18 protein-coding genes are annotated in these 16125 nt (G+C 65.3%); 9 read left to right on the forward strand and 9 right to left on the reverse strand.

What is annotated here, in order from left to right:
- Positions 1 to 39 precede the first annotated feature (39 nt).
- The 3 genes from modB to eda are packed head-to-tail and all read right to left on the reverse strand — an operon-like array spanning position 40 to position 2099.
- On the reverse strand, positions 40 to 720 hold the full coding sequence (gene modB, locus ACLI1C_RS17095; RefSeq protein ID WP_411398761.1) for a molybdate ABC transporter permease subunit: 681 nt from the start codon (positions 718 to 720) through the stop codon (positions 40 to 42).
- A gap of 12 nt (positions 721 to 732) precedes the next feature.
- Positions 733 to 1464, reverse strand: coding sequence for a molybdate ABC transporter substrate-binding protein (gene modA, locus ACLI1C_RS17100; protein WP_411398762.1), 732 nt, complete (start codon positions 1462 to 1464; stop codon positions 733 to 735).
- Positions 1464 to 2099 (reverse strand): bifunctional 4-hydroxy-2-oxoglutarate aldolase/2-dehydro-3-deoxy-phosphogluconate aldolase, encoded by a 636-nt coding sequence (gene eda / locus ACLI1C_RS17105; protein WP_332689340.1) that lies wholly within the window; start codon positions 2097 to 2099, stop codon positions 1464 to 1466. The genes modA and eda overlap by 1 nt, the downstream gene beginning before the upstream one ends.
- A 126-nt stretch (positions 2100 to 2225) precedes the next feature.
- Between eda and nadA the strand changes: the two genes are divergently transcribed.
- Positions 2226 to 3293 (forward strand): quinolinate synthase NadA, encoded by a 1068-nt coding sequence (nadA, locus tag ACLI1C_RS17110; RefSeq protein ID WP_411398763.1) that lies wholly within the window; start codon positions 2226 to 2228, stop codon positions 3291 to 3293.
- Here the strand turns inward: nadA and ACLI1C_RS17115 are convergent.
- A complete protein-coding gene (locus ACLI1C_RS17115; RefSeq protein WP_411398764.1) occupies positions 3290 to 3733 on the reverse strand; it encodes a hypothetical protein in 444 nt (147 codons plus the stop codon). The genes nadA and ACLI1C_RS17115 overlap by 4 nt on opposite strands.
- Before the next feature lie 76 nt (positions 3734 to 3809).
- Between ACLI1C_RS17115 and ACLI1C_RS17120 the strand changes: the two genes are divergently transcribed.
- A complete protein-coding gene (locus ACLI1C_RS17120; protein WP_411398765.1) occupies positions 3810 to 5396 on the forward strand; it encodes an L-aspartate oxidase in 1587 nt (528 codons plus the stop codon).
- A gap of 7 nt (positions 5397 to 5403) precedes the next feature.
- Here the strand turns inward: ACLI1C_RS17120 and ACLI1C_RS17125 are convergent, their stop codons facing one another.
- The 4 genes from ACLI1C_RS17125 to ACLI1C_RS17140 form a co-directional block, all read right to left on the reverse strand.
- The gene (locus tag ACLI1C_RS17125) at positions 5404 to 6279 is read right to left on the reverse strand and encodes a c-type cytochrome (protein WP_411398766.1); all 876 of its coding nucleotides are present in this window, start codon (positions 6277 to 6279) and stop codon (positions 5404 to 5406) included.
- A 66-nt stretch (positions 6280 to 6345) separates the two neighbouring features.
- Positions 6346 to 6759 (reverse strand): thioredoxin domain-containing protein, encoded by a 414-nt coding sequence (locus ACLI1C_RS17130; RefSeq protein ID WP_411398767.1) that lies wholly within the window; start codon positions 6757 to 6759, stop codon positions 6346 to 6348.
- A 13-nt stretch (positions 6760 to 6772) separates the two neighbouring features.
- Positions 6773 to 7489, reverse strand: a complete 717-nt coding sequence (locus tag ACLI1C_RS17135) for a cytochrome c biogenesis CcdA family protein (protein WP_411398768.1) — start codon at positions 7487 to 7489, stop codon at positions 6773 to 6775.
- A gap of 96 nt (positions 7490 to 7585) precedes the next feature.
- Positions 7586 to 8563 (reverse strand): carbohydrate kinase family protein, encoded by a 978-nt coding sequence (locus ACLI1C_RS17140; protein ID WP_411398769.1) that lies wholly within the window; start codon positions 8561 to 8563, stop codon positions 7586 to 7588.
- Between the two features lie 296 nt (positions 8564 to 8859).
- On the opposite strand from ACLI1C_RS17140, the gene ACLI1C_RS17145 reads away from it, so the two are divergent.
- Complete coding sequence (locus ACLI1C_RS17145) at positions 8860 to 9423, forward strand: TRAP transporter small permease subunit (RefSeq protein WP_411398770.1); 564 nt, start codon at positions 8860 to 8862, stop codon at positions 9421 to 9423.
- Complete coding sequence (locus ACLI1C_RS17150) at positions 9423 to 10814, forward strand: TRAP transporter large permease (RefSeq protein ID WP_411398771.1); 1392 nt, start codon at positions 9423 to 9425, stop codon at positions 10812 to 10814. The genes ACLI1C_RS17145 and ACLI1C_RS17150 overlap by 1 nt, the downstream gene beginning before the upstream one ends.
- A gap of 130 nt (positions 10815 to 10944) precedes the next feature.
- Here ACLI1C_RS17150 and ACLI1C_RS17155 read toward each other — a convergent pair whose 3' ends face one another.
- Complete coding sequence (locus ACLI1C_RS17155; protein ID WP_411398772.1) at positions 10945 to 12045, reverse strand: TRAP transporter substrate-binding protein; 1101 nt, start codon at positions 12043 to 12045, stop codon at positions 10945 to 10947.
- Positions 12046 to 12273: 228 nt separating this feature from the next.
- Here ACLI1C_RS17155 and ACLI1C_RS17160 point away from each other — a divergent pair, with 228 nt between their 5' ends.
- The 5 genes from ACLI1C_RS17160 to ACLI1C_RS17180 all read left to right on the forward strand — a co-directional run bounded on the left by ACLI1C_RS17160 (position 12274) and on the right by ACLI1C_RS17180 (position 16123).
- Positions 12274 to 13656, forward strand: coding sequence for a cache domain-containing protein (locus ACLI1C_RS17160; protein WP_411398773.1), 1383 nt, complete (start codon positions 12274 to 12276; stop codon positions 13654 to 13656).
- Positions 13653 to 14303, forward strand: a complete 651-nt coding sequence (locus ACLI1C_RS17165) for a response regulator (RefSeq protein WP_411398774.1) — start codon at positions 13653 to 13655, stop codon at positions 14301 to 14303. The genes ACLI1C_RS17160 and ACLI1C_RS17165 overlap by 4 nt, the downstream gene beginning before the upstream one ends.
- Positions 14304 to 14405: 102 nt before the next feature.
- The gene (locus ACLI1C_RS17170; protein ID WP_411398775.1) at positions 14406 to 14798 is read left to right on the forward strand and encodes a hypothetical protein; all 393 of its coding nucleotides are present in this window, start codon (positions 14406 to 14408) and stop codon (positions 14796 to 14798) included.
- An 18-nt stretch (positions 14799 to 14816) separates the two neighbouring features.
- Positions 14817 to 15323, forward strand: coding sequence for a sigma-70 family RNA polymerase sigma factor (locus ACLI1C_RS17175; RefSeq protein ID WP_411398776.1), 507 nt, complete (start codon positions 14817 to 14819; stop codon positions 15321 to 15323).
- On the forward strand, positions 15320 to 16123 hold the full coding sequence (locus ACLI1C_RS17180) for an anti-sigma factor family protein (RefSeq protein ID WP_411398777.1): 804 nt from the start codon (positions 15320 to 15322) through the stop codon (positions 16121 to 16123). Before ACLI1C_RS17175 ends, ACLI1C_RS17180 begins: the two co-directional genes overlap by 4 nt.
- Positions 16124 to 16125: the final 2 nt, after the last annotated feature.

The raw sequence follows: 16125 nt of genomic DNA on the forward strand, positions 1-16125 counted from the left end.
ACACGACAACCGCGTTGCAGGCGGCGCTTCCGCACGCCCCTACGGCATCGGCACGTTCACCCGCCGGTCGATGCTCAGCGTCACCGCGATGACCACGAAGGCAAAGACCACCATGCCCAGGGCAATGACATGCGCCTCCTGCCATTGCAGGCGCTCGACATGGTCGTAAAGCGCGATGGCGATGACCTTGGTCTGGCCCGGAATATTGCCGCCGATCATCAGCACGACGCCGAATTCGCCCACCGTATGGGCAAAGGTCATCACCGCGCCGGTGATGTAGCCCGGGCGCGCCAGTGGCAGGGCGATACGCCAGAAGCGCTGCCAGCCCGAAGCGCCCAGCGTCGCGGCCGCCTCGAGCGGCTCCTCGCCGATCGCCGCAAAGCCGTTGCGCAGCGGCTGCACCATGAAGGGCAGCGAATAGAAGAACGAGCCGATGACGAGGCCGGTGAAGGAAAAGGCCAGCGTGCGTCCGCCCCACAGCGCGGCAATCCAGCCGCCCGGTCCGTTGGGACCCAGCGCGATCAGCAGGTAAAAGCCCAGCACGGTCGGCGGCAGCACCAGCGGCATGGCTACCAGCGCGCCCACCAGTTCGCGATAGCGGCTCCGGCTGCGCGCCAGCCACCAGGCGATGGGCGTGCCCAGCACCAGCAGCACGAGCGTGTTGATGGTGGCCAGGCTCAGCGTCAGGCTGACCGGCGTCCAGATATCGGCAAGGCTCATTGCGGGATCCGTTCAGTCGACGCGATAGCCTGCCGATTCTATCACGGCGATGGCTGTCTCGCTCCTCAGGAAATCGAGGAAGGCCGTGGCCGCCGGATTGGCCTCCCCCGCCTTGAGCAGCACGGCATCCTGACGGATCGGCGCATGAAGATCGCCCGGTACGATCCAGACGCCTGTCTTGCCCGTCACCTGGCTGGCGGCGACGAAGCCGAGTTCGGCATTGCCGGTCTCGATGAATTGCAGCGTCTGGGTGATGTTCTCGCCGGTCACCAGCCGGGGCATGATGGTTTCGGAGAGGCCCAGCGCCGCGATGGTCTCCATGGCGGCCCTGCCGTAAGGCGCCGATCGTGGATCGGCGATGGCGAGCTTGTCGAAACCGGCGCCGCCGAGCACCGCCGCGCCATTGCTGACATCGAGCGCAGTGCTGTAGAGCGCCAGCGCGCCAATGGCATAGGTGAAGACGCTGCCCGCGACGCCAAGACCCTCGGCAACCGCCCGGGCGGGCCGCTCCTCATCGGCGGCGAGCAGGATCTCGAACGGCGCGCCCTGGCTGATCTGGGTATAGAGCAGGCCCGTCGCGCCAAAGCTGTAGGTCACACCATGGCCGGTCTCGGCCGTGAACAGCGGCGCCAGTTGTTCGGCAACCGCGGTGAAATTGGCGGCAACGGCAACATGGACGGCTTCGGCTTGGGCGGGGGGGCTGATCAGCCCGACCAGCACCAGTGCCGCCCCGAGCCGCCGCATCAGCCGCGCAGTGCGCTGGCCTCGCGCGCCAGGGCTTCGATGCGGCTCCAGTCATTGGCGGCCAGGGCGTCGGCCGGCATGATCCAGCTGCCGCCCACGCAGATGACATTGGGGAGGCCGAGATAGACCTTGGCCTTGGCCGGATCTATGCCGCCCGTCGGGCAGAAGGTGATGTCGGGCAGGGGCGAGGCAAAGGCCTTGAGCACCGGGGCGCCGCCATTGGCTTCGGCCGGGAAGAATTTGAGGAAGCCATAGCCGCGCTCGGCCGCCGTCATTGCCTCGCTGGGCGTGGCAATGCCCGGCAGCAGCGGAATGCCGATATCGTCGGCGGCGTCGAGGATGCGCGGGGAAATGCCGGGCGAGACCATGAAGCGGCAGCCGGCATCGACGGACTGCTTCATGTGCAGCGCCGTGCGCACCGTGCCCGAGCCGACAATGGCGCCGGTGACCTTGGCCATCTCTTCCATCACCCTGAGCGCGTTGGGCGTACGCAGGGTGACCTCGAGGATAGGCAGTCCGCCGGCGACCAGCGCCTCGGCCAGCGGCCGCGCCTGGCTCACATCGTCGAGAATGATCACCGGGACAACCGGAGCGAGCGAGAGGATGGAGCGGATGGCGGCGGTGTCTTGCGGCATGGTCAGTCCTCATCGGTGCTGTTGGGGGGAACGGTTAGGAGCTTGGCAAAATTGACGCAACCCCGTTCATTGAAAAGCCCGGAAAAAATCCCTAGGTTCCGCCACGACTTCGGGAGGGATAGTCCAATGGTGCAGACGATCAACGCGATTACGCCTCTCGACGAGGCGCGCGCCATCCTGTCCCAGCATTTCGACCTCAAATTCTCCAAGGCCGTCGAGCGGGCCACCGAGAAGGTGTTCGACCGCGTGCGCGACAAGATCCCCGAGATCGAATGGCCCTTCTATGCGCCGCTGATCTTCCAGATCAACCAGCTCAAGCGCGAGAAGGACGCGGTCATCCTCGCCCACAATTACCAGACGCCGCAGATCTATCATGGCGTCGCCGATATCGTCGGCGACAGCCTGCAGCTGGCCGTCGAGGCCACCAAGGTGCGCCAGCAGGTGATCGTGCAATGCGGCGTGCATTTCATGGCCGAGACCTCCAAGCTGCTCAATCCGGACAAGACCGTCCTCATCCCGGACAGCCGCGCCGGCTGCTCGCTGGCCGAAAGCATCACGGCCGATGACGTGCTGATGATGAAGGAAAAATATCCGGGCGTACCGGTGGTGACCTATGTCAACACCTCGGCGGCCGTGAAGGCGGTGACGGATGTCTGCTGCACCTCGTCCAATGCGCTCGACATCGTCAATCGCGTCGATGGCGACACGGTCATCATGATCCCCGACCAGTATCTGGCGCAGAATACCGCCAAGAAGACGGCCAAGAAGGTCATCACCTGGGCCGGCGCCTGCGAGGTGCACGAAACCTTCACGGCCGAGGACATTTCCGAGCTGCGCCACGCTTATCCGACGGCCAAGATCATCGCCCATCCCGAATGCCCGCCCGAGGTGATCGATGCGGTGGATTTTGCCGGCTCGACCGCTGCCATGATCGACTGGGTCAAGACCAACAAGCCACCCCGGGTGGTCATGGTCACCGAGTGCTCGATGTCGGACAATGTGGCCTCGGAGACCACGGGCGTCGATTTCCTGCGCGGCTGCAACATCTGTCCGCATATGAAGCGCATCAACCTCGAAAACGTGCTGTGGAGCCTGCACACCATGACCGAGGAAGTGCTGGTCGATCCCGCGATCATCCCGGCGGCGCGGCTGGCCGTGGAACGCATGATCGAGATGAGCCGGAAGGGCGACTAGCGCCCCAGGACAAAGCGCCGATGATAGGCGAGATAGGCCGCGCCGGGCCTGAACAGGTGCTCGGCCGGCACATGCAGGGCCGAGCGCAGGCGGATGCGGTGCGCGGGGTCCAGCAGGTCGGTATTGGGCACGACGATGCGGTAGTCGTCCTCGACGAGGATGGTGCCATGCTCGAAGGCGTCGACCAGTTCCCCCACCATGGGCAGGTAGTTGGCGATGGAGAGCGGACCGCCATGGATGCGCGGGCGGATGGCGACCACGTCGAGCCGGGGATGCAACAGGCCGCTGACCGGCGCAAAGCTTTCCCCGGTCAGCGCGCAGCGATAGCCATAGCTGGTCAGCACCAGCCGTTGCAGGCTTTCATAGCTGTCCAGCGTCTCGCCCGCCGCAAAGCCCGGCTGGCGCGCCTCCTCGAAGCCGTCGTCGCCCGCACCGCCCAATTGCCGCCTCCGAAATGTTCGTGCGGGAATGATCATACGGATTACTGCGTAGCTTGAAAACCATGCGAGCCAGACCATGACCCCCTTCGACAATACCCTCAATGCCGATGGCGCCCTGATCGTCGGGGCGGGGCTGGCGGGGCTTTTCACCGCCCTCAAGCTCGCGCCCCGTCCGGTCACGGTGCTGTCGCCCAAGCCATTGGGTACCGGCGCCTCCTCGGCCTGGGCCCAGGGCGGGGTCGCCGCTGCCGTGGGGCAGGGCGACAGCAGCCATGCCCATGCGGTCGATACCGAAATGGCCGGTGCCGGCATTGTCGATCACGGCACGGCCGAAAGCGTCACCGCCGAGGCCGCCGCCCGCATCGAGGATCTCGCCCGCTGGGGCACGCCCTTCGACCGCGACGATTTCGGCAATTACGAACTGGGCAAGGAGGCCGCCCATTCGGCCAACCGCATCGTCAAGGTCGAGGGCGACCGGGCGGGCTGGGCCATCATGCAGGCCATCATCGCCGAGGTGCGCCGCACCCCGTCCATCCGCGTCGTCGAAGGCATTACCGCGCTGAGCCTCGCCCGTGACAACGGCCGCATTGTTGGCGTCTTCTGCCGCCGTCTGGGCGACCGCTATTCCGAGCCCGTCTTCATCCGCGCCCGTGCCACCGTGCTCGCCGCGGGGGGCTTGGGCGGGCTCTATGCCGTCACCACCAATCCGCCCGGCGTGCGCGGCCATGCCATGGGCATGGCGGCGCGGGCCGGCGCGCTGATTGCCGATGCGGAATTCGTGCAGTTCCACCCCACCGCCATTGCCACCGGCGCCGATCCGGCGCCCCTCGCGACCGAGGCGTTGCGGGGCGAAGGCGCCATCCTGGTCAACGATCTGGGCGAGCGCTTCATGCCCGCCATCCATCCCGATGCCGAACTGGCGCCGCGCGACGTGGTGGCGCGGGCCAATTTCCGGCAGATCCAGGCCGGCCGAAAGGTCTTCCTCGATACGCGGCAGGTGCTGGGCGAGAGCATTCTCACCCGCTTCCCCACCGTGGCCAAATACTGTCTCGATGCGGGCATCGATCCGGTGCATGGCATGATCCCGGTGACCCCCGCAGCCCATTTCCACATGGGTGGCGTGCAGGTCGACGAGCGCGGCCGCTCATCGCTGCCGGGGCTCTGGGTGTGCGGCGAGGCCAGCTGCACGGGCCTGCATGGCGCCAACCGGCTGGCGTCCAATTCGCTGCTCGAGGCAACGGTCTATGGCGCCCGCATTGCCGAGGATATTGGCGGGCTGGAGCCAGCGCGGGAGTTGGCGCCGTTCAAGGGCATCGAGTGGGACGAGGCGGAGGGGCAGCGGGCGGAGGATGTGCTGCGGGGCACCGTTGCCGTGCAGGACCTGCGGCAGGTCATGACCGACCTAGTTGGCGTGGAACGCGATGCCGAGGGGCTGCGGAAGGCCTTGCGCCGCATCGCCCATCTCGAAGCCACCGCTGAACAGGTGACCAGCGCCTATCTCAACATGACCACTTCGGCCACCCTGGTCGCCGCGGCGGCGCTCAAGCGCACCGAGAGCCGGGGCGGCCATTTCCGCATCGACTATCCCCAGACCGACGAGCGCTGGGAGCATCACACGACAATGACGCTGGAGGAGGCCCTGACGATCCGCGCCGGAGCCTGATTGCGCGTCACTCGGCCAGCAGATACTCGGCGATGGCGGCGCGGTCCGCCTCGGTCCATTGCGAAGTGCCATCCTTGATCACCTCGCCCATGGCCCCGCCCAGTACGTCGAAGCCGGGCGTGAACCCGTCGAGCAGCGTCTGGGCCAGGGTCGCCGCGTCATAGCCCTCGTCGAGCAGCGCTTTGCGCGTGATGGCAGGGGCCCGGCCACCCGTGCCGCCAGGCGATCCGGTCAGGGCGGCATTCCAGTCCAGCGCCCCCAGCAGGTTGCGTGGCGTATGGCAGGCCACGCAATGGGCCGGCCCATAGGCCAGGTATTTGCCGCGATTATAGGTCTCGGACCGGTCGGGATCCGGCTCGAAGCGGGCCGGCGCGAAGAACAGATTTTTCCACCCTGCCATGAGCAGGCGGATATTGAACGGGAAGGTGATCTGGCTTTCGGCAGCCGGCGTGCTCACCGGCTCGGTGGCCAGTAGCGCCGCGTAGAGATCGGCGATCTCCTGATCGCTCATCAGGGTATAGTTTTCATAGGGAAAGGCCGGATAGAGATGGCCCTGCGGCCCCATGCCATTGCTCATGGCGTCCGAAAACTCGGCCAGCGTCCAGGCACCGATCCCGGCATCGGGATCAGAGGTGATGTTTGGCGGCACGAAGGTGCCGAACTGGGTCTCCAGCCCGAAGCCACCGGCCAGGAAACCCGTGCCAGCCGCGTTATTGGTGTGGCAGGCCACGCAGCCGGCCAGCCGGATCAGGTAATTGCCCCGCTCGACATCGCCGACCAGCGTCAGATCGCGTGCCGGACCATTGACCGGTTTGAGCAGATAGACCGCCGCGCCAATGCCAACCACGGCCAGTATGCCCAGAACCCAAAGCCCACGCCGCATGCCGATGCCCCATCGAGAATTCGGCGATAGAACCAGAGCCTGCGGCGCAGCGCAACCGCGCCTGGTTCAACTGGCTGCGAGATCGAGCAGGCCGGCAATGGCGTCCCGCCGCGTATCGGCGACCAGGCGGCCGAGTTCGGTCGTCCCGCGCATCATCACCAGGGTCGAGCGGCGGGGAATTGCCATCTGTCGCACCAGATCGCCCCGGCTGTGCTCGTCCCAATCGACGCGGACGATGGGAATGGCGGCATAGGCCGGGTTCTCCCCGGCAAGTCCATTGAGGACCCGCTCCTGCGCTGCACAGGTGGAACACCAGGTGGCGAAGAAGTCGATGAGATAGGGCTGGCCACCGGCTGCCAGCTCGGCGAGCGATGCCTCACTGTAGTCGACAAACTTTGCGGAGGCGCTGGCGGGGCGGGTGACTGCCAATGCGGCAAGGCCGGTCATCAGGGCGAGTGTGGTTCGGCGGGTGAGGAGCATGGGACGTCCTTTGCTAGATGCTGACGGAAATATCGGTGAACCAGGCGGGCAGTACGGTGAGGGCCCAGCCCTCGGCCAGTCGATCGAGCTGGAAGACGATGGCGAGGCCCACGACGATCAGCCCCCAGCCCAGAATAGTCTTGGCGTGTGGTGTGAGGCGCGCCAGCAAGGCCCGGCGGCTCGAGATGAGCGATCGCGTGCCATAGGCCAGCGCCAGCATGATGGTGGCGGCCCCGGCCGAGAACATGACCATGATGGCAAGCGCGAAACCCAGATTCTCACCCTGCGCCGCGAGGCCGATCGCTGCGCCAAGCGTGGGGCCGATGCAGGGCGACCAGGCCAGGCCCAGTAGCGCGCCGCCGAGCGCCTCGCCCATCAGACCCTTGCCCTCCACCTGACCAATAAGCCTTGTGCCGCCGCCTGCGGCGGCACCTGCCAGGCGGCCGAAACCGGCCTGCGCCTGCGGAATGAGCTGGATCAGTCCGAAGATGATCATCATCCAGCCCGCCGCGACAGTAATGTCCTCCTGGGCAAGTCCGGTCGCGCGGGTCAAGGCGAAAGCGCCCATGCCGGCCAGGGTGAAGCTGACCGCCATGCCCCCGGCCATGGCCAGCGGACCCAGAGGGTGGCGGGCCACCGCGCCAGCAGCGATCAGGGGCAGCAGGGGCAATACGCAGGGGTTGAGCAGCGTCAGCAGGCCTGCGGCGTAGGCGAAGAGGAGATCGAGCACAGCAACCCCGCAGCAACGAGCGAACCAGTCGGTTACGCTCTATTCGTGCAGGGAGGCCAGATGGTTTCCGGCCCGCCGTTCAACTCGGCGTGACTGTCAGACGCCGAGTACCGCGTCCACTTCGGCGCGGGTAGGCGGCTTGCAACCCTTGCGGCCGCAATTGATGCCGGCAACGACGGCGCCGAAACGCAGCATGTCGCTGAGCGCGCCATCGCCCAAGCCATCGAGCTTGCCCGGCTTGAGGAGCCCGCGTTCGGCCAGCCATGACAGGATGCCAGCCATCAGGCTGTCGCCGGCGCCAACGGTGTCGCCGAAGACCGGCGGCGAATAGATGGCTGCCTTGGCGTTGCCGCTTGCGGTGAAGGCCCGCGAGCCCTTGTCGCCCAGCGTCACCACAACAAGCTGGCAATTGGGCCGTGCCAGAAGATCGGCGGCGTGCTGCTCGATGCTCTTGCTGGGGTCGAGCGCCTCGAGGTCCTCCTCGGAGACCTTCACCACATGGGCCAGATCAAGGAAGGTCGAAAGCCGTGCCTTGTAGCCAGTGAAATCATCGACCAGGCTTGGCCGTACATTGGGGTCGATCGAGATGGTGGCGCCCCTGCCGATGGCCGCCTTGACGATTTCGAGCCAGATTGCCGCCTCGTCCGGCTTGATCGGGCAGAAGCCGCCAATCTGATAGAGATCGAGCTTCGCCGGCAGGGCGGCAATTGCCGTGGTGGCATCGATGGCGCCATCTGCCGAGCGGTAGAAGCCGTAGCGGGCATTGTGATTGGCGTCGAAATTGACCACGGCCAGCGTGGTATATTCCTTGACGCGCTCGGTCAGCAACGACTTGACGCCGGCCTCTGCCAGCGGTTGCAACAGATAGTCGCCGAAGGCATCGGCGGAGATCGGGCAGAGGAAGCCCGTATCATTGCCCAGCTTGGCCAGCGCGATGGCGCAGTTATAGGGCGAGCCGCCCGGATGCGCCGTCATCACGATCTGGCCTTCGCCGTCCCGGCCGATCAGCTTGCCGTCGGGCATCGCCACCTCGGCCTTGAGATCGATCAGGCTTTCCCCACCAACGACAAACATGCAGTGCCCTCCCAGCGCGGTCGGCAGCGACATAGCATTTTTGCAGAGACTGTCACCAGCCCAGTGAGCATTCGCCCAAGCGGAGGGCGCATTGCGGGCGGGCTACCCACTACTACGGGTACCGCACAACTTCGGTGCCGCCCGGCGTTGTGACAGGAGTAGGTTTCCCCTATCGGTGCGGCTGCAGATGCCAGAGCATCTTGCGGCGGCCAACCAACCGTGTTGACGTGACTGCAACCTGCCGATCAATCGGCAAGAATGCCGGGACCATCCCGGCGGGGAGAGGGGAGGATAGATTGCAAGCTCTTGCTTTGCTTGCCCGCACGATCAGCGGTTTGAACCGCGTTGTCGGCGAGGTTCTGTCGTGGCTCGCGCTGGGTTGCGTGCTGGCCTGCTTCGCAGTCGTCGTGCAGCGCTATGCGTTCAGTACGTCGACCCTGTGGATGCAGGATCTCTATGTCTGGCTGGGCGGGGCCATGTTCACGGGCGTGGCCGGCTTTGCCCTGATGCGCGACGATCATGTGCGGGTCGACATTTTCTACCGCCCCGCTTCGATCCGCCGGAAGGCGATAGCCGACCTGTTCGGCGTCGTGCTGTTCCTGCTCCCCTTCATCTACGTCGTCTACACCTATACCTCCCCCGCCGTGCTGCGCTCCTGGAGCTACTACGAGGGGTCGGGCAATATTGGCGGCATGCCGGGCCTGTTCGTGCTCAAGAGCTTCATCATCGTGTTCTGCGTGCTGGTGGGCCTGCAGGGCCTGGCCATGGCGGCCCGGTCCATACTGGTGCTGGCCGGCCGCGACGACCTCTTGCCCGATGACCTGCGCTACGGCGCCCGTGACGCCAAGGAAGCGCATTGATGGATCCCATTCTGATTGGCGAAATCCTCGCCGGCTTCATGTTCCTGGGCGTTATCGGCGTGCTCATGCTGGGCTTCCCGGTGGCCTTCTCCCTCGCCGGCACAGCCCTGATCTTCGGTCTCGTCGGGTGGTGGCTCGGCGTCTATGACCCGTCCAACTACGGTTCGCTGGCCGGGCGCTACATTGGCCTGATGACCAATGAGGTGCTGGTCGCCGTGCCGCTCTTCATCTTCATGGGCGTCATGCTGGAACGCAGCGGCATTGCCGAGCAGTTGCTGCTCACCATGGGCAAGCTCTTCGGCAACCTGCGTGGCGGCCTCGGCCTCTCGGTTATCTTGGTGGGTGCCCTGCTCGCCGCTTCGACCGGTGTGGTCGGCGCCACCGTGGTGACCATGGGTCTTATCTCGCTGCCGGCCATGCTGCGGGCCGGATATGATCCCAAGCTGGCCACGGGCGTCATCTGCGCGTCGGGCACGCTGGGGCAGATCATTCCGCCGTCCACTGTCCTGATCTTCATGGGCGACATGCTCTCGGGCATCAATGCCCAGGTGCAGATGGAGAAGGGCAATTTCGCGCCCGAGCCGGTCTCGGTGGGTGCGCTGTTTGCCGGCGCCATCATTCCGGGCCTGCTGCTGGTGGGGCTCTATGCCACCTGGGTGGTCTTCAAGGCGGTCACCGACCCCAAATCCTGCCCGGCAACGCCGGTGCCGGAGGCGGAGAAGGCCGGACTCTGGAAGGAAGTGGTCGTGGCACTTCTGCCGCCGCTGCTGCTGATCCTGGCCGTGCTCGGATCGATCCTGGCCGGCATCGCCACCCCGACGGAAGCCGCCTCGGTGGGTTCGGTGGGCGCCATCATCCTCACCGCCCTGCGCTGGAAGCTGACCTTCTCCATCCTGCGCCAGGCCGTGATCTCGACGGCGACCATCACCTCCATGGTGTTCATCATCCTGTTCGGCGCGGCGGTGTTCTCCATCGTGTTCCGCATGATGGGCGGCGACAACCTGGTGCACGAATTCCTCTCGTCCATGCCGGGCGGCGCGATCGGCGCCACCATCATCGTCATGCTGATCATGTTCCTGCTGGGCTTCATCCTCGACACGTTCGAGATCATCTTCATCGTGATTCCGATCACCGCACCGGTGCTGCTGGCGCTGGGCGTCGACCCGATCTGGCTGGGCGTGATGGTTGGCGTCAACCTGCAGACCAGCTTCCTCACCCCGCCCTTCGGCTTTGCCCTGTTCTATCTGCGCGGCGTGGCCCCACCGCGGGTGAGTACCGGCATGATCTACAAGGGCGTGGTGCCCTTCGTGATCCTGCAGGTGGTGGGGCTGATGATCCTCTTTGCCTTCCCGCAGTTGATCACCTGGCTGCCCAGGATGATCTACAACTGAGGCGACGCGCGTCAGACAAGCCAAGGGCCCGGATGGCATTGCCGTCCGGGCCCTTCTCTTTTGTGCGGGCAGTAAAAAGCCCCACCGCCGAAGCGATGGGGCCGGGATGGCTGGCGTTGTGCCGAGGCGCTTAGCTCAGCGTGAAGTACTTCTGGCGCGCTGCAAGGAACAGCGAGTCGGTGCCCTCGGTCTTCTGGCGCACGATGTTGAGGCTGGAGATGAAGCTTTCGGCCGTCTTCTTGGTGAGAGCATCACCGCTTTCGCGGATCTCGGTCAGGAGTTCGGAAGCAGCCTTGGCGCCGGCCTCGAGGATTTCCTCGGGGAACTGCTTGATCTGCACGCCGTGCTCGCTGACGAGCGACTGCAGGGCACGCGGATCGTTGGCAGCGAAGTCAGCCGCGACGTTGTCGTATTCGGCCTGGCAGACATCCTTGACCAGCGCCTGCAGGTCGGCCGGCAGCGCCGCGAACTTGGCCTTGTCCACCACCAGTTCGGTAGCGAGGCCCGGTTCGATGAAGCTGGGGAAGTAGTAGTTCTTGGCGATCTGGTAGAAGCCGAGCGCCAGGTCGTTATAGGGACCGACGAATTCGGCAGCATCCAGCGTGCCGGACTGCAGCGCAGCGAAGATTTCGCCTGCGGCAAGGTTGGTCACCGAGGCGCCAAGCTTGGCCCAGACCTGGCCACCCAGACCCGGGGTACGGAAGCGCAGGCCCTGCACATCGCCGAGGCCGGTTATCTCGTTCTTGAACCAGCCGCCCGCCTGGGTGCCGGTATCGCCCGACAGGAAGCCCTGCAGGCCGAACTGGTCATAGATCTCGTCCCAGATTTCCTGGCCGCCCATGTGGCGTACCCAGCCGGTCATTTCGCGGCTGGTCATGCCGAAGGGCACGCCGGTGAAGAAGGACAGGGCCTGGCTCTTGTTCTGCCAGTAATAGGCAGCGCCATGGCTCATTTCGGCCGAACCGTCGATGACGGCATCGAGGGCCTGCAGGCCCGGTACCATTTCGCCGGCGGCGAAGACCTGAACGGTCAGGCGGCCGCCCGAAGCGGCGGTGATGCGGTCAGCAAGACGCTGCGCGCCAACGCCGAGGCCGGGGAAATTCTTGGGCCAGGTGGTGACCATGCGCCAGTTGATATTGCCCTGGGCAATGGCCGGGGTGGCCAGTGTGGCGGCGGCGGCAGCGCCGATCGTGGCGACCGAAGCCGACTTGAAAAACTCACGTCTTTTCATAGTTCCTCCCGAGGATGGGCGGCATTGGCGCCGCCGGATTGACTTGCCGCCTTCTCAAATGAGGGCGGGCTCGTGTCGGCGACAGAGTTACCGCCTGCAGTGCCCGTGTCCAGAGCAGGTGGTTCCGCGCGCCACGATCTCGCCGCCGGACTACCCACTAATACGCAGATCGAACCTGCCCAGACATGCTAGAATATTGACATCGGGTGGAGGAGCCTGAAGGCGACGATGAATCTCAGACAGAAAATCCTGGCCCTGTCGGTCCTGCCGCTGATGCTGGCGATCCTCGCCATCACCGCGCTGGTGACGTCGCAGTCGACCCAATTGGCACGTGCCAGCATCGCTACCTTCGAGCGCAACCTGCTCAAGGCCAAGGAAAGCGAGCTGCTCAACCTGACCAATATGGCCGTCTCGGCCATTGCCGAAATCTATCAGGCTGCCGATGCCGATGACGAGGATGCCAAGCGGCAGGTGCAGGCCATTTTGTCCGAACTCGACTATGGCCCGGATGGCTATTTCTTCGCCTATGACTATGACGGGGTGAATATCGTCCATCCGCGACAGACCTTCCGCCATGGCCAGAACTGGCTGGGGCTGACCGATCCGGATGGCAACCGCGTCATCTACAACCTGATCGAGCGCGCCAAGGAGGGGGGCGGGCTGCATCAATACAAGTGGGAGAAACCCTCGACCGGGGAAATTGCCGACAAGCTCTCCTGGGCCGTCGGGCTCGACAAGTGGCGCTGGATGCTGGGAACGGGCGTGTATCTCGATGATGTCTTCGCCCAGACGGCGGCAGCGGAGGCGGACCTGCGCAGCCATATCGACACGACCTTCATCATCGTGGCCGCCATTACCGTGCCCATCGTCTTTGCGGTGTTCCTCGCCAGTTTCCTCATCACCCTGCGCGAGCGCCGCCTGGCCGACAGCAAGCTCAAGGAGCTGGCGCAGCGCGTGGTCGACACGCAGGAAGAAGAGCGCGCCCGCATTGCCCGCGAGCTGCATGACGGCATTTCCCAGACCATGGTGGCCGCGCGCTACATGCTCGACCTCGCCGCCTCCAAGGTAAGGGCCGGATCGAGCGACGCCGCCGATGTCATCGAGCGGGGGCGCCAGGGCCTCAACAATGCCATCAAGGAAATCCGCCGCATCTCGCATGACCTGCGGCCCGGCGTGCTGGACGATCTTGGACTCACGGCGGCCCTCGAGGCGCTCACCGACAGCTTTGCCGAGCGCACGGGCGTAGCGGTCGAACTCAAGTCGGTCGCCTTCAAGAACATGATCCTGCCCGAAGCCCGTACCGCACTCTATCGAGTGGCGCAGGAGGCGCTGACCAATATCGAACGCCATGCCAATGCTACCAAGGTGCGCGTGGTCATCACCAGTGCCGGTCATGGCCCGCAAATGCTGATCGAGGACGATGGCCAGGGCTTCGTCCACCCGCCTGCCGGCCGCAGCAGCCGGGGGCTCGGCCTGCGCAACATGCAGGAGCGCATGGAGCATTTCGGCGGCTCGCTTGAAGTCCGCACCACCTCCAAGGGCACCACGCTCAAGGCCCGCCTGCCCAAATCCACCTATATCACCCAGCATGTCGACCCGGTGCCCGCATGAGTGCTGCCGCAGCTCCCATCAAGGTCCTGATCTGCGACGATCATCCGCTGGTGCTGGAAGGCATCCGCTCGGTGGTCGAGACCTTCGACCATATCAAGGTGGTGGGCGCCGTGCGTTCGGCCCATGCGGCGCTGGCGCTGGCGGAGCTGGAAAATCCGGACGTGGTGATGATGGACATCAACATGCCCGAGTTGAGCGGGCTCGACGCCATCGAGCTGTTCCGCGAACGCCTGCCGCGAGCGCGGCTGCTGATGCTCTCGATGCATGACAGCCGGGAATATATCTCCACCGCCGTGATGTATGGCGCGGCCGGCTATATCCTCAAGGATGTCTCGCCGGTGGAGATCATTTCGGCCATCGAGGCTGTGGCGGCCAACGGGACATATTTTTCGACGGGCGTGGCCGAAGCCATACTGCACAAGGGCAGCAAGCAGAGCGCCGTGGTGCCGCTGACCACGAGGGAACAGTCGGTGCTGCTGCTGGTGGCGCGTGGTCGCTCGAACAAGGATGTGGCGGGCGAGCTCGATATTTCGGTGCGCACGGTCGAGACGCATCGCAAGAACATCAAAAAGAAGCTGGGCATCGGCACCACGGCGGGCCTGACGCGCTATGTGATCGACCATGGCCTGATGGCGACAGACGACTGAGATCTGAAAATTATCGTCGCGCGGCCGGATTAAACCCACGGCAGGGATGTTGACAGGTTGAGGGCCGCGATGACGGTCCCGCAACATGGAGGGAAACATCCCATGAAACTCCGTTCGATCCTCGCCGGCGCCGCTGCTCTTGCGCTGTTCGCCATGCCTGCCTTCGCCACCGACTATCTGGGCGGTGCCGTCAAATCGACCGATATCGGCGGCAAGATGGTGCTGACCGATGCCAATGGCATGACGCTCTACATCTTCGACAAGGATGAGCCCGGCGTCACCAATTGCTACGAGCAGTGCGCCATCAACTGGCCGCCGCTGATGGCCGATGCCTCGGCCGCCGCGGAAGGCGATTTCACGGTCGTCGATCGCACCGATGGCACCAAGATGTGGGCCTACAAGAGCATGCCGCTGTATTACTGGAAGGATGACAAGGCTCCTGGCGACATCACCGGTGACGGCGTCGGCGGTGTCTGGCATCTTGCCATCGAATAATCCCGACGGGACCGATCCTTGAGCGACTTCCTCGACCAGGTCGAAGCCTGCGTGCCGGCGCTGCGGCGCTATGCCCGCGCGCTGACGCGCAATATCGACCTGGCCGACGATCTCGTGCAGGACTGTCTCGAACGCGCCATTGCCAGGCGCGGCCTGTTCCGGCCCACCGGTCCGGTTCGCGCCTGGCTGTTCACCATCCTGCTGAACCATTATCGCAACACGCTCCGGACATCGCGGCGGCGGGGGGAGCAGGTGGATATAGACACCGTTCCCGAGTTGGCCATGCCGGCGCCGCAGCCGGGCCACATCGCGCTGGCCGAACTGGCCCGTGCCATTGAAACGCTGCCATTGGAGCAGAAGGAGGCCTTGCTGCTGGTTACCCTGGAAGGCCTGCCGTACCAGGAGGCTGCCGATATCCTGCATATTCCCGTCGGTACATTGATGAGCCGGCTCGGCCGGGCGCGCGCCGCGCTGCGCCTGCTGACCGGCACGCCTGCCGAACCGCACTTGAGGACCGTCAAATGACGCAGATCACCCGCGACATGCTGATGGCCTATTGCGACGGACAATTGCCCGAGAGCGATCGGCTGGCCGTCGAAGCCCATCTGGCTGCCAATCCGGAAGCTGCTGCCGAGGTGGCGCTGATCCAGCGGCAGAATGATGCGATCCGCACCATGTTCAGACCGGCCGGGGCCGAGCCGGTATCGGCCCGTCTCAAGCCGCGCCGCCTTGCCGCCGAGATTGGTCGGCGCCGGACCCGTCGCTGGGGCTGGGCGGTAGCTGCCGTGCTGCTGGTCGGGGTCGGGCTGGGCGCCGGCTGGTTCGTCCGGCCGCTGCTGGAGACGCGTCCGCCCAGCGCCACGCTGATTGCCGATGCCGTCAATGCGCACACGGTCTATGTCGCCGAGAACCGCCACGCCGTCGAGGTGGGGAGCGATGACAGCGAGCACCTGACGAGCTGGCTGTCCAACCGGCTCGACACGACGCTGGGCATGCCTGACCTCCAGGCGCAGGGATTTGCGCTGGTGGGCGGCCGCCTGCTGCCGGGCGCGCCCAATGCCGGCGGGCGTGCGGCGCAGCTGATGTATGAAAACCCCGACAAGCAGCGCGTCACCATCTATGTCACCGCCGCCTTGCCCGATGGCCAGCCGGCCTATCAGTTCGCCTCCCATGAGGGCGCCGAGGCTTTTTACTGGGCCAATGCCCGCATCACCTGCACGGTGGTGGGCACGCTGCCCGAGGCGCAGATGAAGGCGGTGGCCGAGGCGGTCTATTCCCAGCTCACCGAAGGCGATGTTAGCACCGGACGGCCCTACCGGGGATAAGT

It is taken from the genome of Devosia sp. XGJD_8 (assembly GCF_046614475.1).
Lineage (GTDB): Bacteria > Pseudomonadota > Alphaproteobacteria > Rhizobiales > Devosiaceae > Devosia.

Bases quoted from the DNA above. Each gene is read 5' to 3' on its own strand.
- modB (WP_411398761.1), bottom strand. From the start codon at position 720: ATGAGCCTTGCCGATATCTGGACGCCGGTCAGCCTGACGCTGAGCCTG.
- modA (WP_411398762.1), bottom strand. From the start codon at position 1,464: ATGCGGCGGCTCGGGGCGGCACTGGTGCTGGTCGGGCTGATCAGCCCC.
- eda (WP_332689340.1), bottom strand. From the start codon at position 2,099: ATGCCGCAAGACACCGCCGCCATCCGCTCCATCCTCTCGCTCGCTCCG.
- nadA (WP_411398763.1), top strand. From the start codon at position 2,226: ATGGTGCAGACGATCAACGCGATTACGCCTCTCGACGAGGCGCGCGCC.
- ACLI1C_RS17120 (WP_411398765.1), top strand. From the start codon at position 3,810: ATGACCCCCTTCGACAATACCCTCAATGCCGATGGCGCCCTGATCGTC.
- ACLI1C_RS17125 (WP_411398766.1), bottom strand. From the start codon at position 6,279: ATGCGGCGTGGGCTTTGGGTTCTGGGCATACTGGCCGTGGTTGGCATT.
- ACLI1C_RS17130 (WP_411398767.1), bottom strand. From the start codon at position 6,759: ATGCTCCTCACCCGCCGAACCACACTCGCCCTGATGACCGGCCTTGCC.
- ACLI1C_RS17140 (WP_411398769.1), bottom strand. From the start codon at position 8,563: ATGTTTGTCGTTGGTGGGGAAAGCCTGATCGATCTCAAGGCCGAGGTG.
- ACLI1C_RS17150 (WP_411398771.1), top strand. From the start codon at position 9,423: ATGGATCCCATTCTGATTGGCGAAATCCTCGCCGGCTTCATGTTCCTG.
- ACLI1C_RS17155 (WP_411398772.1), bottom strand. From the start codon at position 12,045: ATGAAAAGACGTGAGTTTTTCAAGTCGGCTTCGGTCGCCACGATCGGC.
- ACLI1C_RS17160 (WP_411398773.1), top strand. From the start codon at position 12,274: ATGAATCTCAGACAGAAAATCCTGGCCCTGTCGGTCCTGCCGCTGATG.
- ACLI1C_RS17165 (WP_411398774.1), top strand. From the start codon at position 13,653: ATGAGTGCTGCCGCAGCTCCCATCAAGGTCCTGATCTGCGACGATCAT.
- ACLI1C_RS17170 (WP_411398775.1), top strand. From the start codon at position 14,406: ATGAAACTCCGTTCGATCCTCGCCGGCGCCGCTGCTCTTGCGCTGTTC.
- ACLI1C_RS17180 (WP_411398777.1), top strand. From the start codon at position 15,320: ATGACGCAGATCACCCGCGACATGCTGATGGCCTATTGCGACGGACAA.